Here is a 19,798-nt window from a genome sequence, read left to right on the forward strand (position 1 = left end):
CTGCGAGGATATTGGGCGAAGCTCCAAGCGCAATGGCAGTCAGAACTACAGCGAATATGGTTTTCATCGGGTCTCCTATTTCATGGGCGCAATACCCAACCAATATAGTCAACTAATCTTAACGCAAGCTTAAGGCCAAGACGGGTTTCCGTGGCTTGTTGAGTCCGCCAGCCGAAGATATTTTCAGCCCAAGTTCAAGCATCATTGGCATAACCCATATTGGCTATTCCTTCAATTTTTGTTATGCACTGAGCGATACTTAAGGAACTGATGTATCAGAGTTTATCGTGTAGGCGTTGCGGCGGGTATCAGCGATAACCAGTCAATCAAATGGCTGCAGATAAAAACAGGCGACCGTCCGCTCATGGCCGATACCAGCGCCAGCCTGAGCGGAATACTGGCAGCAGTGGGGGCTGGGTTCGGCATCACGATGCCTGACCCGGCCGGTCTGCCGGGCAATCTGCAGATTTTGTCAGGCATGCCGGAACTGCCCAGCATAGGCCTGCTACTGCATCGGGCGGAAGCGGAGCCAAACGCTGTCGTCAAGCAACAGGAAACCATCATCCTGGACAAACTCGGGCAACTGCTTCCTGCCCATTGAAGATTCGCCGGTAGATAGAGCAATTGCGGTCAGGATTTGTCGGCGCGTCCCGCGCATAGTGTGCGCTGTGAACCGAGGATGAAAGATGAGCAACACACAGGCTGAAAAATACGCAAGGCGCTTCGCGAAAGTGCTCGACCATATCGAGTCCAACCTGGGCGAAACGCTGAGCACGGACCTTCTGAGCCAGGTCGCCAATTTCTCCAAGTTTCACTTCCATCGGCAATTTGCCGAATACGTCGGCACCAGCGTCGGTCGTTATATCCAGTTGCTGCGTCTGCGGCAGGCCAGTTATCGGCTCGCTTTCAGTCGCCAGGACAAAATCATCGACATCGCCCTGGATGCCGGCTTCGAAAACCCGGAATCGTTTACGCGTGCTTTCAGGAACACTTTTGGCCAGTCGCCCTCCGCATTCAGGCGGCAACCGGACTGGGAATCCTGGCATGACCGCTATCGCTTCCGTATCCCGGAAAGGAAACAAACCGTGCAAGTCGAGATCGTCGATTTTAATACCACCCGTGTCGCCGTCATGGAGCATCGCGGCCCGACCGAAAGGGTCAATGACTCTGTCGGCCAATTCATTGACTGGCGAAAGGCGAGCGGTCTTTCGCCAAAGAACAGCAGCCGGTCCTTCGGCATTGTCTACGACAACCCGGACACCTGCGAACCTGCAGACTTCCGGTTCGATATCTGCGGAGAAGTGCATGACGAGGTGCCGGCCAACCCGCAGGGCGTGATCACGAAATACATTCCCGGCGGCCGTTGCGCGCGGGTGCGGCATAACGGCTCCCACACAAGGATTGGCGAGAGTATCTACCCGCTCTACCGCAGCTGGTTACCGGAGAGTGGAGAGGAGCTGCGTGATTTTCCGCTCTATTTCCATTACCTCAACTTGATGCCGGAAACACCTGAGCATGAACTGGTGACCGATATCTACCTGCCTCTGAAGTCGTAGATCCATGGCAGCTTCCGCGAAACGGGCGTGCAACGAGACGTCATGCCAATTTCTGGAAGCTGCCGATTGTTCAGGTAGGGCGCAGGACCAGAATGCTGCCGAGCGAGCGCAGCCCAACGACTTCTTCGAGCGCCAGCCCGCCGGCCTGAATGAGCGATTTCCATTCACTGAGCGTCCGTTCTCGCCCTCGGCTCCCGACGAACATCTGCATGTCGAATGATGCGCTGGCGACATCAGCGCCGGTTTCCGGTACGACCATTTCCAGCACTGCCGCGCGGGCGCCACTGTCGCCCATGGCGGCACGGAGCTGGCGCATGAGCCGCACGCAGGTCGCATCGTCGAAGGCATGCAGGACGGCCGAAAGTAGATAGATATCCCGCGGACCAGTGGCGGCGGGAATGCTATCGAGCAGGTCTCCGGCCTCAAAATGCAGGCGCTCGACTCCTTGTGCCGGGTGGTTGGCCCAGTAGCGTTGGGCTTCCTCGACGACCTGCGGGCGGTCCACCACCAGCGCGGACAGTCCGGGATGGCGTTGCACGATGGCCAGTGCCTTGCTGCCTCGCGAGCCGCCTAGGTCGATCAGCCTGTCAAACCGGTCCCAGTCCATATCGGTGGCAAACCCGTTGCCGGCCAGGCTTTCGACGCTATCCATAGCGCCCGAGAAAAGCCGGTCGAAATCGGCATGATGGTCGAGATAATCGAACAGTTCCTCCCCATGGGCGAGCAGGAAGGGCGGCGTGCCGCTGCGGATGCCGGCTTCAAGTTGCTCGAACCAGGGGCGGCTCATGGTTTCGGAGTTGTGCAGCAGGATCATGGCGCGAACGCTGTGCGGATCGTCACTGTGCAGGTAATGGGAGAGCTTGTTGTTGCGGAAAACCATGGGTGCCGTTTCTTCGAATACGCCAATTGCTGCGAGCAGGCGCATCAGGCGTCCGAGCGCATCGCCACTTGCACCAAGGCGCCCGGCGAGTTCAGCTGCGCTCAGGCACTCTTCCCCAAGATGCGTGGCAACATCGAGTCGCGCTGCCACGAAGAGCGCCCGCGATTGCCAGTAGGCAGAACCGATCTGGACGAGCCGGAAAGGCGCAGGCATCAGTTTGCCGGGAATCGACTGCAACCAGGCGCCGAATTTCATGGCCTTGGCGAATCGGCGTACCGCGCCGGTATTCATTTGCAGCGTCATTGTTTTTCTCCTTCCTTGCCAGAGACAGACGGCGCCAGGCCGGCGGCGAACAGATGGCCGTTGAACGCTGCCAGGTTATGCAGAAAGGCCTCGTCCATGGGACGGTCCATCTGTTCCTCGAAGATTTCCTTGAGCAGCATGGGTGTCATGGCCAGGCTGACAAAGGCCAGGCGCAGGATGTCTGGATCGATGACCGCTGCGATCTGCCCGTGCGTCTTTAACTCGGCGACCTTGCCTGCGCCGCGGGTGCGTCCGCGCTCAAGTAGCTGTTGGATGAAACGGCGGCCCGGCCCGTGGCGGAGTGCTAGCACCTTGAGAATCAGCTTGGGGAATTCCGGGCGGGCCGACATGGTCCGGTAATACAGTCCGAGGAAGTCCGCGAAACCGGCCGTCGAGGCGAGTAGCTGCCCATCGAGGACGTCGAGCAGCGGGCTCAGGGTCTCGCGGATCATCTCCTCGTAGAGCCCTTCCTTGCTGCCGAAGTAGTAGCGGATCATCGACACATTGGCGCCGGCGCATTCGGCAATGCGGCGGGTGCTGACCTTGTGATAATCGTCGGCGAGGAAGCAATCCAGTGCTGCTTGGATCAGGCGGCTGCGAAGGGGGGCGTTAGCGTTGGATGTTTCCACGATCGGCTCGACTGGTTTTGATGATGGTCAGGTTAGCAGCCGTCCAAGTCCAATCGGTAGGATTATCGTCAATCAATTATGGGGAAATGATTGGTTTGTCAGGGGGATCGGCCAGTGCGAAGGAAATGACCGAAGCCGGGCGTTGCTGCAAGACAATATCGTGAGTAGGCATTTGCTATTGATCGGCGTTCAGGGCTAATAGGTATCGTCGACACGCTAAACGCGGTATCTCGAGGTTTGCGTAATCTGGATCAGACGATTGGTTACTATGCCGAATAGCTGACCCACTGGGGATAATGGCAAACGGAGTGGTGTAGGGAGGTAGCTCGAATTTCCGCTGCTGCTGTTCAGCGGTCGTTCATGAAATGCAGCTTCACCGTCAGCTCTGGCCGAAGAACGGTCTATAAAAAAGCCCACCAGTTTTTCTGTGGGCTATCTTTTGTTGGCTTAGTGACGAAATTGCTGAACATTGTGAAGAAACAATAATTTTGCATTCACTGCAAATTAGGGTGCCAATCTCAGCAGGTCAAAAAAACTTAAAGCAATTTATGGCGTATTTCAGTTTCAACCAATAAGTGGCTAACACGCCAATTAATGGTTAAGAGCACAGCAGATCAACGACCTGCCTGAATTCTATGTGGAGCGGGCGATGGGAATCGAACCCACGGCTCTAGCTTGGGAAGCTAGGGTATTACCATTATACGACGCCCGCTCAGGACAGCAGGCCGCCATTCTAAGCGCAGAAGGCGGCCGGTTCAATGTTCCTGTGCGGGGTCGGCCCGCTTGTTTAGGCGGTCACTGAGAGCAGCGTGGCAGTTCCGCTGTTTTCCTGATCCTGGCCGGTGCCGTAGGCGTGCATCAGTTGCATGATTTTCATCATCACCTCGGCATCGCTGTTGTTTGCCGTGGTCGTCGCGGTGGCTGTGCCGGTATCGGAGGCTGAGGTCGACTCGGTTGATTTGTCGTAGGCCATGGCCTCCTTGAAGCTGACCTTGCCGTCGCTATCGGTGTCCGCTGCTTCAAAATTCTCGACGATCTTGTTGATCAGCTCGGTTCGTTTCGTATCGCTGCTGTCGACCGATTCGAGCTGGCTGGTCAGTTCTTCCTTGGTGAAGCCGGCGTCGTCGGCTGGCGGCGGGGGTGGCATGCCGCCGGGGCCTTGCATCGGGCCGCCGAACTGGCTGCTGACAGATTCCTGCAGTTTGGCGAGAACGGTGGCGAATTCGTCTTTGGTGACCTTGCCGTCGCTGTTGCTATCGAGCGCAGTGAAGACGTCTTCGGCGCTCGTGCTGCTGGTGCTTTGACTGGCGTTGGTGGTGATCTGGCTGAAGGCTGCGGCCAGATCGCTTTTTTCGAGATAGCCCTGGCTCTTGGTGTCCAGTTTTGAGAACAGCATGCTTGCCATTTGAGATGCCTGGTTGATTCCGCTCAACATGATTCGCTCCTTGGATGAAATTGACGAGATGCCTGGCCTTTGGCCAAGTAGCTTTCCTTGTGCAAGTTATCGGCCCGAACCGGGGTGTTTTGACGGCGCTTTGGGTTAATCCGGGTAAAAGAATGTTAAGAAAAACTGTATTCGTGGCGTTTTGTTGGGGAAAAACCGGCAAAAACCGGATTTTTTGGGCAATTGGCGGCAAAAACCGCTCGCCGGCAATATTTGCCGATCGTTACCCGACCGGAGCAATCGGGAATGAGGTAAATCTCTGTAAATCAAGCGCTCCCAGTCGCCGGCCTTGGCTATGATTCAACTGGATAATTTTGTGGGTGAATAGGCAATGGCGGCAGTTTTGCTGGTGGACGACGACGTTGAACTGGCCGAGATGCTGGGCGACTATCTGGCCCAGGACGGCTTTGTGGTGACCACGTTGCACGACGGCCTGAGCGGTGCCGAGGCGGCGCTCTCGGGGCAGTACGCCATTGCCGTGCTTGATGTGATGATGCCGGGCCTTTCCGGTGTCGAGGTCTTGCGCCGGATTCGGGCAGTCAGCGCGATGCCGGTGCTCATGCTGACGGCCAAGGGTGACGACATGGATCGCATCGTCGGCCTTGAGCTGGGCGCCGACGATTATGTCCCCAAGCCCTGCCAGCCGCGCGAGCTGGCCGCCCGCCTGCGGGCCATCCTGCGTCGTGCGGCGCCATCGGCCGAGCCGAGCAGCGCCCCGCTGGTGGTTGGCGAGCTGTGCATTCGGCCGGAACAGCGACTGGCCGAATGGGCTGGCGTCGCTGTGGACCTGACCAGCACCGAGTTCAATTTGCTTGAAGTGCTGGCCCGCAACGCCGGGCGGCCGGTGAGCAAGGGCGATCTGTCGGAGCAGGCGCTGGGCCGGGCGCTGGTCCGTTTTGACCGGAGCATCGACGTCCATCTGTCGAGCATCCGCCACAAGCTGGGCACACTGGCCGATGGGCGCTCGTGCATCCAGACGGTTTATCGGCAGGGCTACCAGTTGATCCGGTCCTGAGATGGGGCGCCTGTTCTGGAAGTTCTTTCTGTTCATCTGGCTCGGTCAGGTGGCCGCCGTGATCGGCACTGGCACTTTTTTCTGGCTGGAGCGCGAGCAGTCGTCGATGCGGGCTGATCGCCCACGTCCCCCGCCGCCTGATTTTGAGGCGCACCGGCCGCCGCCGATGGAGTTCGATCGAGGCGGACCGCCCCACCGCCCGCCACCCCCCGGCGACAAACGACCGGGCGGCCCGCTGCCGATATTTCCCATGATCGCTGCCCTGATCGCCAGCCTGCTCTGTGCGGCTGGCGTGGCCTGGTATTTCGCCAAGCCGATTCGCCACCTGCGAAATGCCTTCGCCACGGCGGCCGAGGGTGATCTCGATACCCGGGTGGGCGGCGCCATGGGCGGCCGGCGCGATGAACTGGCCGATCTGGGCCAGGATTTCGACCGCATGGCCGAGCGCCTGCAGGCCTTGATGGCGGCCCAGAAACGCCTGCTGCACGATGTTTCGCACGAAATGCGCTCGCCACTGGCCCGCCTGCAGGCGGCGATTGGCCTGGCCCGCCAGCAGCCGGGGCGGGTTGAGGATTCGCTGGCACGCATCGAGCGCGAGGGCGAACGCATGAACGGGCTGATCGGCGAGTTGCTGACGCTGTCCCGCCTGGAGGCGGGCGTTTCAGGCCCGCTGGAAAAGCTTGATCTGGGCGAGTTGCTGGCCGGGATCGTCGAGGATGCGCGCTTTGAGGGCGTGGCCGAGCAGGTTGGCGTCGACTTCGCGGCGTCGCCGGGGCTTTTCGTGCAGGCCAATCCGGAGTTGTTGCACCGGGCCATCGAGAACGTGGTGCGCAACGGGCTGCGCTTTTCGCCGGCCGGAACAAGCCTGCAGATCGGGGCGAGACTGGAAGCTGACGGCTTGATCCACCTGCACATCGCCGATCAGGGCAGCGGTGTGCCGGAAGCCGAACTGGAGGCGATTTTCACGCCGTTCTATCGCGGACGGAATCTGGCGACAGGCGACGGCTATGGTTTGGGGTTGGCGATTGCCCGGCAGGTGCTTTCCACGGTCAACGGGAAAATTGCCGCAAAAATGAAAGAGGACGGCAGCCCCGGCCTGCTCATCGAGATCGTTCTGCCGGCGGCAAATTGAGGCGGGAACTCAGGCGAGTTCGGACAATTCCCGATAGCGGCCGGCGTGGAACAGCAGCGGCGCGAGGTCTGGCGTTTCGCTGAAGCGTTCGACGCTGCCGACGAAAATGGTGTGATCGCCGGCCGCGTGTTCGGTGACCTTGGCCATCTCAAAGGTCGCGCAGCATCCCGGAAAAAGCGGGGCACCACCGGCTCCGGCGTGCCACGGCAGGCCGGCAAAGCGGTCGGCCGGCCAGGTGGCGAAGCGATTCGACAGATCCTGCTGGTCGGCAGCCAGCACATTGATGGCGTGGTGCGTGGCCTTGCGGAAGGCTTCGAGGTTGTGCGACTTGTTGTCGAGGCACCAGAGGACGAGCGCCGGATCGAGTGAGACAGCAGCAAATGAATTGACGGTCAGGCCGATGGGATGGCCGTCCGGGTCGATGGCCGTGACGATGGTGACGCCGGTGGCATAGCGGCCCAGGGCGTTGCGCAGGGCGCGGCTGTCGTTTTGCGGTTGGGTCATCGGAGCTGACGGATATGCCGGAAGAAAAAGAGGCCGTATTATCCGTGCTCCCGCAGCCCGCGTCGAGGCAGAATTTGGCCGCCCAGAACCGTTTTACCGCACACCTGATCGCCTGGCAGAAGACCGCCGGCCGCCATGACCTGCCCTGGCAGAAGACGCAAGACCCCTACCGCATCTGGCTTTCCGAGATCATGCTGCAGCAGACGCAGGTCAGCACGGTGATCCCCTATTACGCGCGCTTTCTGGCCAGTTTTCCCGATGTGCTGGCGCTTGCCGCGGCGCCGATCGATCTGGTCATCGAGCATTGGGCCGGCCTCGGCTATTACGCCCGGGCCCGCAACCTGCACCGCTGCGCCCAGCAGATTGCCACGGTCCACGCCGGAAAATTCCCCGAAACCGAGGCGCAGCTGGAGGAATTGCCCGGTATCGGCCGGTCGACCGCAGCAGCCATCGCCGCCTTCGCCTTCGGACGCCGGGCGGCGATTCTCGACGGCAACGTCAAGCGCGTGCTGTGCCGGCAATTCGGCGTCGACGGCTTCCCCGGCGCCAAGGCCGTGCATGACCGCCTGTGGCTGCTGGCCGAAAGCCTGCTGCCGGAGAACGACATCGAGGTTTACACGCAGGGGCTGATGGACCTTGGCGCCACGCTGTGCACGCGCAGTCGGCCGCGCTGTGGCGATTGCCCGGTGGCAGCCGAGTGCGTCGCCAAACGTGATGGCCGGCAGGGCGAATTGCCGGAAGCCAAACCGCGGGCGGCGGTACCGGAACGCACCTCGACTTTTGTTCTGCTCACCGACGGCCAGCGCCTGCTGCTCGAACGGCGTCCGCCCTCCGGCTTGTGGGGCGGCTTGCTGGTGCCGCCGGAAGGCGAGCCGACGGCGGTGGCGGCCCGCTTCGGGATGACGCTCGGCGAGATGACGAAGTTGCCACCGTTCAAACATGTCTTCACGCATTTCCGGCTGACGCTGGAGCCGGTGCTGTGCCGGATCGACGCCCGGTTTCAGGCGACCGAGCCGGGGCTGGAATGGGTTGAAATTGGGCGCGCGGCCGATGCCGGTGTGCCGGCGCCGATCAAGAAGCTGATCAGGCAGGTTGCCAGCGCAAGGGACTGATGCCCCAGCGCTCGAAGTTTTCGGCCCGGACGATCTGGCCGTAGTGGTTGCCGATCTTGCGGGAGAGGTCGACATCGACCGGCGTGGTGACATATTGCTGACGGCCGGTGTGATAAATGACGCGGACGACAGGAGTCAGCATGTTGTCGGAATGGAGCTGCTCCACTACCGCCAGATGCCCGCTTTCGAGCAGGACCAGCGTGCCGACCGGGTAGATGCCGACGGTCTTGACGAAGGCGGCAACGAGCGTCGGATCGTATTGGAAGCCGGCCTCGTCGTAGAGCTGGCGCAATGTGTGCGACGGCGACATGGCGGCCCGGTAGGGGCGATCGGAGGTCATCGCATCGTAGGTGTCGACGATGGCAGCCATGCGGCCGGCCAGGGAAATTTCGTCGCCGGCCATCCGGTACGGGTAGCCACAGCCGTTGTAGCGCTCGTGGTGTTCGAGGACGACGGCGACCGAGGTTTCGGACAGCCTTGAGGTGGCATCGAGCACGGCCAACCCTTCCTCGACATGGCTCTGGACAATTGAGTATTCGGCCTTGGACAACATGCCCTGCTTGGCGGTGAGCCGAGCATCGAGCGAGGCGTGGCCGATGTCCTTGACCATGGTGCCGAGCGCCAGTTTTTCGATTTCCGGCTCGGGCAGGCCCTGATGCCGGCCGAAGGCGATGATCAGCGCCGCCGTCGCCACGGCGTGTTCGGTGGCATAGGCATCGAGCCGCTTGAGGCGGGCCAGCGGCACGAGGGCATCGGGATTGCGGATGACCGAGGCGATCATCTTGCTGACGACCGGTTCGAGATGAGCGGCATCGACCTTGCTGCCGGCCTTGGCGGCGAGCATCAGCCCGCTCACTGTATTGCTGGCTTCATTGAGCAGCCGGCCGGCCCGGCGCCGTTCCTCGCCGAGCGACACCGTGGGCGGCTTGGCGGCGCGTATTTCGGCCAGCGACTTGAGCTTCTGTTCGATCTGGTTGATGCGCGCAATCGGCGTCGGCGGCAGGTCCGCCCCCTTGTCGGTATCGATGCTGACTTCGCTGATGCCTTCTTCCCTGATCTTCGAAACATGCGCATCGTCGCGCACCTTGAATTTCGATTGCCACAGGGAATGGTCGAACCAGCGCTTGTGCAGGTCCACGACATACATGCCGGGCAGCAACTGGTCGATGGTTATCTTGCGGATCATGCCGGCAGTTTCGCTTATTTTTTCTCGGCGGCCTGAGCGGCACGCTGCTCGGCTTCACGCTTTTTTTCGGCAACGCGAGCGTCGTGGTCCGCTTGTTTTTTGCGCTGCTTTTCCGCCTCGGCGATCTTGCGTTTTTCACCTTCGGCCGCCTTGGCGGCCTTGGCGGCGCGGGTTGCGGCCATCTTGTCCTCGGCCGCCTGGCGGGCGTTCATCGACTCGGCCTGACGCAGTTCGAGGTCGGCAGCGCGCCGCGGCGCCTCTTCGGCCTGCACCCTGTTCCGGTCGCTCAACTGCTCGCGCTTCACTTCGCGCTCGATGGCCCTGCCGTCAATCCCCAGACGGCGTGCCTCGCGCGTTGTTTTCAGGTGTTCCCGGGCGGCGGCGTTGCGGCAGTCGTTGATCAGGAATTTGGTCGCGCATTCGGCATTTCTCTTGGTCAGCAATTCGTCAGCTTCGTCCTGGCGCGCCTTGCTCTCGGCCTGCAGCGCCGCGGCCTTGTCGAGGCGCATCTGCCAGGCAGCCTGCTGATCGGCGCTGACTTCGCCCTCGGCGGCGAGCGTGGCAAACGGCAGGGCAAGCAGGACGATCAGGCCGGCAACCACTGATAGGGATCGATTTTCCATTTTTCGTAACTCTCAATACTGGCGACGCGATCCTGCATCTTGGCGAGATCGACGATCTCGGGTGGAACATAGTGCTGCTGGCCGGCATGGTAAAAAACGCGAACCACGGGTTCGAGCAGCTTGCCATCATTCTGCTCGATGACAACGCCCATGCGGTTGCTTTCCAGCCGGACCAGCGAACCGGTCGGATAAATGCCGACGGCGCGGATGAATGCCTGCACCAGTTGCGGATCGAAGTGGTGTTTGCTCCATTCGAGGAGTTTCTTGAGCGCCTGCGTCGCAGGCATGCCGTGGTTGTAGACCTTTTCCGAGGTGATCGCGTCGTACACATCGACGATGGCTGCCATCTGCCCATAGAGGGAAATCTGCGCGCCGACCAGCCGGTTCGGGTAACCGCTGCCATCGATGCGCTCATGGTGCTCACCAACTACCTTGCGTACGACATCGCTGATGCCGGGGGCGTTTTCCAGCAGCTTGGTGCCGGCGCTGACATGTGACTGGATCAGCCGATATTCGTCGTCGGTCAGCTTGCCCGGTTTGTCGATGATGGAATCAGGTATCTGAATCTTGCCGATATCGTGCAGCAGGCCACCGAGGGCTAGCTCCTTGATGGTTTCCTTGGGCAGTTTCATGACCCGGCCGAAAACGATGAGCAGCGCGCTGACGCCAACCGAGTGCTCGAATGTGTAGTCGTCGAGCTTCTTCAAGCGGGCCAGTGGCAACAAGGCATTCTGATTGCGGAACACCGACTCCATCATGCTGTCGATCAGCGGTTCGACGCGGTCTATCTGGATTTTCTGGCCGAAACGGATGTCGTCCAGCACCTGCCGGACGACCTTGTTGGCCTCGGCATGCAGACGCCGGGCGCGGACGGCTTCGTTTTTCAAGTCGGCGACCACCGGCTTTTCGACGGGCTTTTGGGCGATTTCCTGCAGGCGGCGCTCGAGGTCGGCATTGACCTCGGTTTGCGGCCGGGCCTCCCAAACATCCGCCCCCTTCACCGTATCGATGTAGAGCTCGCGGATGCCCAGTTCGAGAATCTTGTCCACGGTGGCCTGATCGCGCACCTTGAATGTGCTGGACATGAAGGAATGATCGAGCCAGCCGCAATTGAGGTCATGAATGAACATGCCCGGCTTGAGCTGGTCGGTGCGGATCTGCTTGATCATTCAGTGATTCTAGCAGGCTGTCGCAAATCGTAGCTAAAATGACTGGAAAGCGCGGCAAGCCTTTGTAATGTTTCAAATTTTGGCCAATTTTTCCGGTTGACCGTGGAAGTCGGCTGAAACGCTGAAAAACCCGTTTCCGGACCCCGCCTCGCTATAATCACCCCCCTCATGATCGCCTTACGCCAAGTCACCTTCGCCCGCGCCGGCCGCCCCCTCGTCATCGACGCCTCCGTCCAGATTCACCCCGGCTGGAAAGTCGGCGTCGTCGGCGCCAACGGCTGCGGAAAATCCAGCCTCTTCGCGCTGCTCGCCAACGAACTGCACGCCGAATCCGGCAACGTCGAAATCCCCGCCAGCTGGCACATCGCCCGCGTCGCCCAGGAAACGCCGGCCCTGCCCGATGCGGCCATCGATTTCGTCCTCGACGGCGACGTCGAACTGCGCCGCATCGAACGCGAACTGGTCGACGCCGAAGCCAGCGGCGACGGCGTCGCCATCGGCCACCTGCACGCCCGCTACGCCGACATTGGCGGCTACTCGGCCAAAGCCCGTGTTGCCGAAGTGCTGCACGGCCTCGGCTTCACCGATGCCGATTTTCAGCGTTCTGTTTCCGAATTCTCCGGTGGCTGGCGCGTCCGCCTCAACCTCGCCCGCGCCCTGTCGTGCCGCGCCGATCTGCTGCTGCTCGACGAGCCGACCAACCACCTCGACCTCGACGCCGTCTTCTGGCTCGAAAACTGGCTCAAAAACACGCCGGCCACGCTGCTTTTGATCTCGCACGACCGCGACTTCCTCGATGCTGTCGTCGGCCAGATCATCGCCATCGACCTCCAGCGCCTGACCCTGACCAGCGGCGGCTATTCCGACTACGAACGCGCCCGCGCCGCCCGCCTCGCCACGCAACAGTCGTCCTACGAAGCCCAGCAACGCGAAATCGCCCACCTGTCGAGCTTCATCGAACGCTTCAAGGCCAAGGCGACCAAGGCCCGCCAGGCGCAAAGCCGGATCAAGACGCTCGAACGCATGGAAATGGTCGCCGCCGCCCACGTCGACTCGCCCTTCCACTTTGCCTTCCGCCAGCCCACCGCCCTGCCCGATCCGCTGCTGACCATCGAAAGAGCCTCGGCCGGCTACGCCGATCACAAGATCATCGACCACGTCACGCTGACCCTGCGCCCGGGCTGCCGCATCGGTCTGCTCGGCCGCAATGGCGCCGGCAAATCGACGCTGATCAAGCTGCTGGCCAACTCAATTCCCCAGCAAGGCGGCGAGCGCAAGGAAGCCAAGGCGCTCAACATCGGCTACTTCGCCCAGCACCAGCTCGAACAACTGCGCCCCGACGAGTCGCCGCTGCAACACCTCGTCCGCCTCGACCCGACGGCCACCGAACAGGAACTGCGCGACTACATCGGCGGCTTCGATTTCCGTGGCGACATGGCGACGCGCGCCATCGAACCCTTCTCGGGCGGTGAAAAATCGCGCCTTGCCCTGGCCCTGCTCATTCGCACCAAGCCCAACCTGCTCCTGCTCGACGAGCCGACCAACCACCTCGACCTCGAAATGCGCGAAGCCCTGACCTTCGCCATGCAGGATTTCGAAGGCGGCGTCGTCTTCGTCTCGCACGACCGCCATCTGCTGCGCACCTGCGCCGACGAACTGCTGCTGGTGGCCGACGGCAAGGTCAGCGAATTCGAAGGCGACCTCGATGACTACGCGGCCTGGCTGGCCGCCCAGCGCAATGCCGAAAAAGCCCCGGAAGCGGATGTCGCCGCCGAAAAATCGGAACGCCTGGCACTACGCGCCGATGCCAAGGCCAATCGCCAGGCCTTGCTCGCCCTACGCCGGCCGCTGGTCAAGGAAATCGAGCAACTGGAGCGCAAGCTGGCCAAGTGGAATGAGGAAAAGGCGGCGCTGGATACGCAATTCGCCGACCCGGACTTCTATGCCACGGTCGACCGGGCGAAAAGCGAGGAAATGCACAAGCAGGCCGGCCTGCTCGGCGAGCAGATCGACGAAGCCGAAATGCGCTGGCTGGAAGTGCATGAGGCGCTTGAGGCCTTGCCATCGGCCGATTGAGCCGAGCGGGAGTTGCTCCGGCCTGCGGGGTTTCCGGAAGCATCACCGCTCGGCAATGCTTCCGTCTGGCCGCCTTGGACTATCGACGCCCGATCAGCATGCCGAGCACCAAACCTATACTGGCCGCGATCCCGACCGATTGCCACGGATTCTTCCGGATACAGGCATCCGTCGCCGCGGCAGCAGCCTTGCTCTTTTCCAGAACAGCGGCCTCGGCATTCGCAACCCGCACCTTGGCAGCCCCCAGACGCTCGCTGATGCGCTGACGCACGTCGACCATCTTGTCGCCAGCAACGCCGGCAGTCTCGCGAAAAATATCTTCGGCATCGGAAACAACCGCTTTCATGTCGGCAACAATTTTCTGGCTGTTGCTCAGATCAGTCACATTGGACATATTTCACCTCGGCAAATTATTAGTAGCCAAACCCGCGGTCCTGGCGCACAGGCAATCCGGCGTCAGCACGGCGCGACACGCACCAAGCAACGCCCCAAGCCTACCAATTGATGTTTTCGCCCTAGCGGATCGCCGGTTTGGGTTGCGGTTTCTTACCCTTTGATTCCTTCTTTTTGTCTTTGCTGCCCATGAGCTTCTCTCCTGACTGGATTGGCTGGAAACTACTTAATTCACGCATTCATCCTAGTCCGGATATTCGATCTTGGCCAATGTTGGCAGATGTATTTTTTTCTTGTTTGGCCAAAAGAAAGTCATGCCGCCACCCCACGGCGGAGGACAACGCCCTATCCCACGGTCAACCGGAAAAACCGCCCAAAAACAAAGCCTGCATCGGGTAAAATCGCGGTTTTCCCGAACTCGCCGCTGGAGCCAAACCGTGCAAATCGTCTGCCTAGACCTCGAAGGGGTCCTTGTCCCCGAAATCTGGATCGAATTCTCCAAGCGCACGGGCATTCCCGAGCTGATGCGGACGACCCGCGACGAGCCGGATTACGACAAGCTCATGACCTACCGCCTGAACATCCTGCGCGAGCACAAGCTCGGCCTGCCGGACATCCAGAAGGTGATCGCCGAAATGGGCCCGATGGCCGGCGCCCGTGCTTTTCTCGACAAGCTGCGCGAGGATTACCAGGTCGTCATCCTGTCCGATACCTTCTACGAATTCGCCCATCCGCTGATGCGCCAGCTCGGCTGGCCGACGCTGTTCTGCCATTCGCTGGAAGACGACGACGCGGGCATGCTGGTCGATTACCACCTGCGCATGCCTGACCAGAAGCGCGAGGCAGTCAAGCGCTTCAAGGAACTGAATTTCAAGATCGTCGCCGCCGGCGATTCGTACAACGACACAGCAATGCTCGGCGAAGCCCACGGCGGCATCCTGTTCCACCCGCCTGAGAACGTCATCCGCGAATTCCCGCAATATCCGGTCGTGCTCAATTACGACGACCTGCGCACTGAAATCGACAAGGCCTTCGCCCGGGCTGCCTGAAGCACCCCTGAACCGCCATGGCTTCGAGCAACAACGTCGATCCGGAATTGATTCGGGGTCTCGAGGCCCTGGTCGAAACCACTTTCCCCAAGCGTTGCCGTTGCTGCGGCCGCAGCTTCACGGACGTGGCCGACTACGTGGCGCAAACCAACGCCATGCCGAACGGCGCCCAGGGGCTCAAACAGTCTCTGGGCGACGACGGTGAAGTCATTGTCGACCTGTTCCGCAACTGCCCCTGCGGCTCGACGTTGATGGATTCATTCAATGACCGGCGCGATACCTTGCCCAAAGGCGAGGCGCGTCGCCGACGCTTCGCCGAGCTGATGGCCTATCTGGTCGAGCGCGGGCTTTCTGCCAGCGTTGCCCGCCACGAGCTGCTCGAGGTCATGCACGGCAAACCCAGTGAAATCCTGACCAAAATTCGCCCACCGGCGACCGGAGTTAACCAGCATGCATAGCGACCGTTTCTACACGCTCTCCGCCTCCTGTCCCGATCAGGTCGGGATCATCGCCAGGGTTTCCGGCTTCATTGCCGGCAATGGCGGCTGGATTCTCGAATCGAGTTTCCATTCAGACGTGCTGACCAGCCGCTATTTCATGCGTATCGAGATCAAGGCCAATTCACTGCCTTTCTTGCTTGCCGAGTTCCGCGAACGCTTCCGCACCGAAGTTGCCGAGCCGCTCGACATGACCTGGCAGATCAACGACAGCGCGGTGAAAAAACGCGTCGTCGTCATGGTTTCCAAGCAGGAGCATTGCCTCTACGATCTGCTCGCCCGCTGGCAGGCCAAGGAACTGGACATCGAGATCCCGTGCGTCATTTCCAACCACGACACTTTCCGTGGCTTCGTCGAATGGCACGGCATTCCCTTCCATCACGTGCCGGTGACACCGGACAACAAGGCCGCCGCCTACGCCGAAATCCAGCGCATTTTTGACGACGTGCGCGGCGACACGATGGTCCTCGCCCGCTACATGCAGGTGCTGTCGCCGGAACTGTGTGCGGCGCTGGCCGGCAAGATCATCAATATCCATCACAGCTTCCTGCCCAGCTTCGCCGGCGCCAAGCCTTACCACCAGGCTTACACGCGCGGCGTCAAACTGATCGGCGCGACCTGCCATTTCGTCACCGCCGAGCTCGACGCCGGCCCGATCATCGAGCAGGACGTCATCCGCATCGACCATTCTGATTCGCCGGAAGACATGGTGCGCTACGGCAAGGACATCGAGAAGACCGTGCTCGCCCGCGGCCTGCGCTACCACCTCGAAGACCGGGTGCTGGTGCATGGCAACAAGACCGTCGTCTTCAGATAAGCCATGCTGATTCGCCGCGCCGATTCGCTGTTGCTCGTCGTCGATATCCAGCAAAAGCTGGCGCCAGCCATTCACGATAGCGCGCGGGTCACCGCCAATTCGGTTCGCCTGCTCGAAGGGGCGCGGCAACTCGGCGTGCCAGCCTTCGTTTCCGAGCAATACGTCAAGGGTCTCGGCCCCAGCCTCGACGCCATCCGCACTGCTGCGGTCGACGCCCGGTTTTTCGAAAAAATGCATTTTTCCTGCGCAGCCGAACCCGGCGTCATCGATCTGTTGCGTGCCACCAAGCGGCCGCAAGTCCTGCTGACCGGCACGGAAACGCATGTTTGCGTCCTGCAAACGGCTTTCGGCCTGCTCGCTGCGGGTTTCGAGGTCTATCTGGTTGCCGATGCGACGTCGTCACGGACGCCGGAAAACCGCAGCGCCGCCATCGAGCGGATGCGGACCGGTGGCGTTCAAATCGTCACGACTGAAATGGCGCTTTTCGAGTGGCTACAGCAGGCCGGCACCGACGACTTCCGCCAGCTCCTGCCGCTGATCAAGTAAGCCCGCGTTCCGCCGGAACAGCGTAGCCGGATAGCCGATTCCACGGTCAACCGGGAAAAACAGCCAAAATCAAAAAGCTTCTCCGCAAAAAAAAACGGGCACCCGAGGGTGCCCGAAGGGAGAGAGACTACAGAGATAAATCTTAGTGGTGGTAAGCGGTTTCGCCGTGCGAGGTGAGGTCAAGACCTTCACGCTCTTCTTCTTCCGGCACACGCAGACCGATAACGATATCGACCAGCTTGTAAGCCACCAGGGAAACGACACCGGACCAGACGACCACGGTACCGACACCCCACAGCTGGCTGATCACTTGCGTCGTCATGTCGAACGGGGCAACAGCGTTGGCCACGTAGTCATAGACACCCGTGCCGCCGAGGGCCGGATCAACGAAGACACCGGTCAGGACAGCACCGAGGATGCCGCCGATACCATGGACGCCGAAGACGTCGAGGGAGTCGTCAGCACCGAGCATCTTCTTCAGGCCATTGACGCCCCACAGGCAGACGATGCCAGCCAGCAGACCGATGATGATGGCGCCCATGACACCGACGAAGCCGGCTGCCGGGGTGATCGCCACCAGACCGGCAACAGCACCGGAAGCAGCACCCAGCATGGAAGGCTTACCCTTCAGGATCCATTCAGCGAACATCCAGGACAGCGCTGCACAGGCAGTAGCAACCCAGGTATTGACCATGGCCAGAGCAGCACCGCCGGAGGCTTCGAGGGCGGAACCGGCGTTGAAGCCGAACCAGCCGAACCATAGCAGGGAAGCACCGATCATCGTGAAGGTCAGGGAGTGCGGAGCCATCGAAACGTTGCCCAGGCCGGTACGCTTGCCAACCATGTAGGCACCGACCAGACCGGCAACAGCGGCGTTGATATGCACAACGGTACCGCCGGCGAAGTCGAGCGCGCCCTTCTGGAACAGGAAGCCAGCCGTCTTGCCGGCAGCTTCGCCAGCAGCAGCATCGATGTAGGCATCAGGACCCGCCCAGTACCAGACCATGTGTGCCATCGGGATGTAGGACAGCGTGAACCAGATGACCATGAAGACCAGCACAGCGGAGAACTTGGCACGCTCAGCAAAGGCACCGACGATCAGCCCGCAGGTAATGGCAGCGAAAGCGCCCTGGAAGATCACGAAGGCCAGTTCGGAGATGACGACCCCCTTGGAGAAGGTCGCGCCAACCGATTCGATCGTGACACCCTTCAGGAAGAGCTTGTCGAGGACGCCGAAGAACTCGTTACCTTCGGTGAAGGCGGCGGAGTAGCCGTAGATCACCCAGAGAACCGAGATCAGCGAGAAGGTGACGAAGACCTGCATGAGCACCGACAGCATGTTCTTAGTGCGCACCAGACCGCCGTAGAACAGGGCCAGGCCGGGGATCGACATCAGGATGACCAGAGCGGCACAGACCATCACCCAGGCGTTGTCGCCCTTGTTGGCAACCAGCGGAGCAGCGGCCGGGGCAGCTTCAGCCGGCGTGGCTTCAGCAGCAGCGGGGGCGGCGGCAGCCGGAGCAGCAGCCGGCGCGGTGGCAACGGCAGCTTCAGGCGCCGCAGCCTTTTCTTCAGCCCAGACCGGAGCGCCGAAACCGACGGCACCGACCAGAGCCAGCAATGCAAATAGACGTTTCATGATTTGTGGCTCCTTAGAGGGCATCGGTACCGGTTTCACCGGTCCGGATACGAATGACCTGCTCGACGTCGAAGACGAAGATCTTGCCGTCACCGATCTTGCCGGTGCTGGCCGATTTTTCGATGGCTTCGATGATCTGATCCAGCTGCTCAGCCTTGACGGCAGCTTCGATCTTTACCTTGGGCAGGAAATCGACGACATACTCGGCGCCCCGATACAGCTCGGTATGGCCCTTCTGCCGGCCGAAACCTTTCACTTCAGTGACCGTGATGCCTTGCACGCCGATGGCGGACAACGCTTCACGCACTTCGTCAAGCTTGAACGGCTTGATGATGGCGGTAACGAATTTCATGATGGCTAGTTCCCCAGAAAGTTGAGACTTGTAATTCCCCCGCCGGCGCCGGCCGGTGCACAAGCGGGGGAGGTTTTAAGCTTGCTTAGAAAGTCTTGGTGAAGGACAGGATGGCGGTTGGGTTAGCGACGCTCTTGCCGCCCCAGCAATAGGTAACGGCGTCCTTGTTGCAGCTCGGAGCATCGGTATCCGAATAAGCCAAGCCAACAACGCCGTAGCCGATATCCTTCGTCACGCCCAGTTTCCAGTCGGTGTACGAGGCTTCAGCAACACGCCGGATTTCCTGGCGGCCTACGTGGGCGTTGACACCCCAGCCATTACCCAGATCATAGTTGGCGGACAGGTCGAGATAGTTACTGTTGCGGGTGCTGGTGTTCTGGTCACCCCATGCAACCATGTACTCTGACAGGGTGTGGCTGTACTTCAGAGTCACGAACTTCCAGCCGATCGCGACATACCCTTCGATGGTATCCGGCGTCACCTTGCCAGCAACTGCCGTACCCGGGTAGTAGTACTTGATGGCGCCGACATCGAAGGTGAAATCTTCAGCGAAGCTGCCCTTGAAACCAGCGTAGAAGTCAGTTTCAAGGCTATTGTTAGCCTTGTAGCCACCAGCATCCACCCAACCAACGTTGGAGGCCCAGAAACCGGCATACACACCGCTGGAGTGCGCGTAGTCGAAACCGCCTTGCAGGGCCGGCTTGTTCTGGGACTGGCTGATGCCGCGGAAAATGTAGTTGCTGACGACAGCGATGTTGCCGGTAACGGTATGGTCAGAGGCCGGTGCAGCTTCTTCAGCGAAGGCCGGTGCGGCAAAGGCGCTAACGAGAGCCAGGGCGATTAGTGACTTCTTCATGTTTTCTCTCCTACAGATTG

21 protein-coding genes and 1 tRNA gene are annotated in these 19,798 nt (G+C 60.8%); 10 read left to right on the forward strand and 12 right to left on the reverse strand.

The window, feature by feature from the left end; all coding sequences use genetic code 11:
• The first annotated feature begins 364 nt into the window (after positions 1–364).
• Both AC07TV_RS00005 and AC07TV_RS00010 read left to right on the forward strand, forming a co-directional pair.
• Positions 365–601 carry a hypothetical protein gene (locus AC07TV_RS00005; RefSeq protein WP_494646344.1) on the forward strand — a complete coding sequence of 79 codons (237 nt, stop codon included), beginning with the start codon at positions 365–367 and terminating at the stop codon, positions 599–601.
• Positions 602–686: 85 nt separating this feature from the next.
• The gene (locus AC07TV_RS00010) at positions 687–1,556 is read left to right on the forward strand and encodes an AraC family transcriptional regulator (protein WP_494646345.1); all 870 of its coding nucleotides are present in this window, start codon (positions 687–689) and stop codon (positions 1,554–1,556) included.
• A gap of 70 nt (positions 1,557–1,626) precedes the next feature.
• On the opposite strand, the gene AC07TV_RS00015 is transcribed toward AC07TV_RS00010, so the two are convergent.
• From AC07TV_RS00015 to AC07TV_RS00030, 4 genes are all read right to left on the reverse strand, one after another.
• On the reverse strand, positions 1,627–2,739 hold the full coding sequence (locus tag AC07TV_RS00015; protein ID WP_494646346.1) for a methyltransferase: 1,113 nt from the start codon (positions 2,737–2,739) through the stop codon (positions 1,627–1,629).
• On the reverse strand, positions 2,736–3,368 hold the full coding sequence (locus tag AC07TV_RS00020; protein WP_494646347.1) for a TetR/AcrR family transcriptional regulator: 633 nt from the start codon (positions 3,366–3,368) through the stop codon (positions 2,736–2,738). The genes AC07TV_RS00015 and AC07TV_RS00020 overlap by 4 nt, the downstream gene beginning before the upstream one ends.
• 638 nt (positions 3,369–4,006) lie before the next feature.
• A tRNA-Gly gene (locus tag AC07TV_RS00025) sits at positions 4,007–4,080 on the reverse strand.
• A gap of 75 nt (positions 4,081–4,155) precedes the next feature.
• Positions 4,156–4,803 carry an EF-hand domain-containing protein gene (locus AC07TV_RS00030; protein ID WP_494646348.1) on the reverse strand — a complete coding sequence of 216 codons (648 nt, stop codon included), beginning with the start codon at positions 4,801–4,803 and terminating at the stop codon, positions 4,156–4,158.
• A gap of 340 nt (positions 4,804–5,143) precedes the next feature.
• On the opposite strand from AC07TV_RS00030, the gene AC07TV_RS00035 reads away from it, so the two are divergent.
• A complete protein-coding gene (locus tag AC07TV_RS00035; protein ID WP_494646349.1) occupies positions 5,144–5,827 on the forward strand; it encodes a response regulator transcription factor in 684 nt (227 codons plus the stop codon).
• 1 nt (position 5,828) lies between these two features.
• Complete coding sequence (locus tag AC07TV_RS00040) at positions 5,829–6,959, forward strand: ATP-binding protein (protein WP_494646350.1); 1,131 nt, start codon at positions 5,829–5,831, stop codon at positions 6,957–6,959.
• Positions 6,960–6,968: 9 nt separating this feature from the next.
• Here the strand turns inward: AC07TV_RS00040 and AC07TV_RS00045 are convergent, their stop codons facing one another.
• Positions 6,969–7,463: a flavin reductase family protein gene (locus tag AC07TV_RS00045; protein WP_494646351.1), complete on the reverse strand. Its 495-nt coding sequence runs from the start codon at positions 7,461–7,463 to the stop codon at positions 6,969–6,971.
• 74 nt (positions 7,464–7,537) lie between these two features.
• Here AC07TV_RS00045 and mutY point away from each other — a divergent pair, with 74 nt between their 5' ends.
• Positions 7,538–8,575 carry an A/G-specific adenine glycosylase gene (gene mutY, locus AC07TV_RS00050; protein ID WP_494646352.1) on the forward strand — a complete coding sequence of 346 codons (1,038 nt, stop codon included), beginning with the start codon at positions 7,538–7,540 and terminating at the stop codon, positions 8,573–8,575.
• Here the strand turns inward: mutY and AC07TV_RS00055 are convergent.
• Genes AC07TV_RS00055 through AC07TV_RS00065 form a run of 3 tightly spaced genes read right to left on the reverse strand, consistent with a single transcriptional unit; the run spans position 8,547 to position 11,553 of the window.
• Positions 8,547–9,761, reverse strand: a complete 1,215-nt coding sequence (locus AC07TV_RS00055; protein WP_494646353.1) for an HD-GYP domain-containing protein — start codon at positions 9,759–9,761, stop codon at positions 8,547–8,549. The two genes, mutY and AC07TV_RS00055, sit on opposite strands and share 29 nt — an antisense overlap.
• A gap of 14 nt (positions 9,762–9,775) precedes the next feature.
• On the reverse strand, positions 9,776–10,384 hold the full coding sequence (locus AC07TV_RS00060) for a hypothetical protein (protein WP_494646354.1): 609 nt from the start codon (positions 10,382–10,384) through the stop codon (positions 9,776–9,778).
• Complete coding sequence (locus AC07TV_RS00065; RefSeq protein ID WP_494646355.1) at positions 10,348–11,553, reverse strand: HD-GYP domain-containing protein; 1,206 nt, start codon at positions 11,551–11,553, stop codon at positions 10,348–10,350. The genes AC07TV_RS00060 and AC07TV_RS00065 overlap by 37 nt, the downstream gene beginning before the upstream one ends.
• A gap of 168 nt (positions 11,554–11,721) precedes the next feature.
• Here AC07TV_RS00065 and AC07TV_RS00070 point away from each other — a divergent pair, with 168 nt between their 5' ends.
• On the forward strand, positions 11,722–13,629 hold the full coding sequence (locus tag AC07TV_RS00070) for an ATP-binding cassette domain-containing protein (RefSeq protein WP_494646356.1): 1,908 nt from the start codon (positions 11,722–11,724) through the stop codon (positions 13,627–13,629).
• Positions 13,630–13,708: 79 nt separating this feature from the next.
• On the opposite strand, the gene AC07TV_RS00075 is transcribed toward AC07TV_RS00070, so the two are convergent.
• Entirely contained in the window at positions 13,709–14,023 is a 315-nt protein-coding gene (locus AC07TV_RS00075) for an ElaB/YgaM/YqjD family protein (RefSeq protein WP_494646357.1), read from the reverse strand.
• Positions 14,024–14,459: 436 nt separating this feature from the next.
• On the opposite strand from AC07TV_RS00075, the gene thrH reads away from it, so the two are divergent.
• The 4 genes from thrH to AC07TV_RS00095 are packed head-to-tail and all read left to right on the forward strand — an operon-like array spanning position 14,460 to position 16,931.
• Positions 14,460–15,071: a bifunctional phosphoserine phosphatase/homoserine phosphotransferase ThrH gene (gene thrH / locus AC07TV_RS00080; RefSeq protein ID WP_494646358.1), complete on the forward strand. Its 612-nt coding sequence runs from the start codon at positions 14,460–14,462 to the stop codon at positions 15,069–15,071.
• Positions 15,072–15,088: 17 nt separating this feature from the next.
• Positions 15,089–15,529 carry an oxidoreductase gene (locus AC07TV_RS00085; RefSeq protein ID WP_494646359.1) on the forward strand — a complete coding sequence of 147 codons (441 nt, stop codon included), beginning with the start codon at positions 15,089–15,091 and terminating at the stop codon, positions 15,527–15,529.
• Entirely contained in the window at positions 15,522–16,385 is an 864-nt protein-coding gene (purU, locus tag AC07TV_RS00090; RefSeq protein ID WP_494646360.1) for a formyltetrahydrofolate deformylase, read from the forward strand. Before AC07TV_RS00085 ends, purU begins: the two co-directional genes overlap by 8 nt.
• Positions 16,386–16,388: 3 nt before the next feature.
• Positions 16,389–16,931 carry a hydrolase gene (locus AC07TV_RS00095; protein ID WP_494646361.1) on the forward strand — a complete coding sequence of 181 codons (543 nt, stop codon included), beginning with the start codon at positions 16,389–16,391 and terminating at the stop codon, positions 16,929–16,931.
• A 142-nt stretch (positions 16,932–17,073) separates the two neighbouring features.
• Here the strand turns inward: AC07TV_RS00095 and AC07TV_RS00100 are convergent, their stop codons facing one another.
• From AC07TV_RS00100 to AC07TV_RS00110, 3 genes are all read right to left on the reverse strand, one after another.
• A complete protein-coding gene (locus AC07TV_RS00100; protein WP_494646362.1) occupies positions 17,074–18,570 on the reverse strand; it encodes an ammonium transporter in 1,497 nt (498 codons plus the stop codon).
• 13 nt (positions 18,571–18,583) lie between these two features.
• A complete protein-coding gene (glnK, locus tag AC07TV_RS00105; RefSeq protein WP_226403271.1) occupies positions 18,584–18,922 on the reverse strand; it encodes a P-II family nitrogen regulator in 339 nt (112 codons plus the stop codon).
• 85 nt (positions 18,923–19,007) lie between these two features.
• Entirely contained in the window at positions 19,008–19,778 is a 771-nt protein-coding gene (locus AC07TV_RS00110; protein WP_494646363.1) for a TorF family putative porin, read from the reverse strand.
• Between the last annotated feature and the right edge of the window lie 20 nt (positions 19,779–19,798).

The organism is Azonexus sp. GW821-FHT04F04 (genome assembly GCF_059420025.1).

Excerpts from the sequence above, each read along its gene's own strand:
- AC07TV_RS00005 (WP_494646344.1), top strand. The coding sequence starts at position 365 with ATGGCCGATACCAGCGCCAGCCTGAGCGGAATACTGGCAGCAGTGGGG.
- AC07TV_RS00010 (WP_494646345.1), top strand. The coding sequence starts at position 687 with ATGAGCAACACACAGGCTGAAAAATACGCAAGGCGCTTCGCGAAAGTG.
- AC07TV_RS00015 (WP_494646346.1), bottom strand. The coding sequence starts at position 2,739 with ATGACGCTGCAAATGAATACCGGCGCGGTACGCCGATTCGCCAAGGCC.
- AC07TV_RS00030 (WP_494646348.1), bottom strand. The coding sequence starts at position 4,803 with ATGTTGAGCGGAATCAACCAGGCATCTCAAATGGCAAGCATGCTGTTC.
- AC07TV_RS00035 (WP_494646349.1), top strand. The coding sequence starts at position 5,144 with ATGGCGGCAGTTTTGCTGGTGGACGACGACGTTGAACTGGCCGAGATG.
- AC07TV_RS00040 (WP_494646350.1), top strand. The coding sequence starts at position 5,829 with ATGGGGCGCCTGTTCTGGAAGTTCTTTCTGTTCATCTGGCTCGGTCAG.
- AC07TV_RS00045 (WP_494646351.1), bottom strand. The coding sequence starts at position 7,463 with ATGACCCAACCGCAAAACGACAGCCGCGCCCTGCGCAACGCCCTGGGC.
- AC07TV_RS00055 (WP_494646353.1), bottom strand. The coding sequence starts at position 9,761 with ATGATCCGCAAGATAACCATCGACCAGTTGCTGCCCGGCATGTATGTC.
- AC07TV_RS00060 (WP_494646354.1), bottom strand. The coding sequence starts at position 10,384 with ATGGAAAATCGATCCCTATCAGTGGTTGCCGGCCTGATCGTCCTGCTT.
- AC07TV_RS00065 (WP_494646355.1), bottom strand. The coding sequence starts at position 11,553 with ATGATCAAGCAGATCCGCACCGACCAGCTCAAGCCGGGCATGTTCATT.
- AC07TV_RS00070 (WP_494646356.1), top strand. The coding sequence starts at position 11,722 with ATGATCGCCTTACGCCAAGTCACCTTCGCCCGCGCCGGCCGCCCCCTC.
- AC07TV_RS00075 (WP_494646357.1), bottom strand. The coding sequence starts at position 14,023 with ATGTCCAATGTGACTGATCTGAGCAACAGCCAGAAAATTGTTGCCGAC.
- AC07TV_RS00085 (WP_494646359.1), top strand. The coding sequence starts at position 15,089 with ATGGCTTCGAGCAACAACGTCGATCCGGAATTGATTCGGGGTCTCGAG.
- purU (WP_494646360.1), top strand. The coding sequence starts at position 15,522 with ATGCATAGCGACCGTTTCTACACGCTCTCCGCCTCCTGTCCCGATCAG.
- AC07TV_RS00095 (WP_494646361.1), top strand. The coding sequence starts at position 16,389 with ATGCTGATTCGCCGCGCCGATTCGCTGTTGCTCGTCGTCGATATCCAG.
- AC07TV_RS00100 (WP_494646362.1), bottom strand. The coding sequence starts at position 18,570 with ATGAAACGTCTATTTGCATTGCTGGCTCTGGTCGGTGCCGTCGGTTTC.
- glnK (WP_226403271.1), bottom strand. The coding sequence starts at position 18,922 with ATGAAATTCGTTACCGCCATCATCAAGCCGTTCAAGCTTGACGAAGTG.
- AC07TV_RS00110 (WP_494646363.1), bottom strand. The coding sequence starts at position 19,778 with ATGAAGAAGTCACTAATCGCCCTGGCTCTCGTTAGCGCCTTTGCCGCA.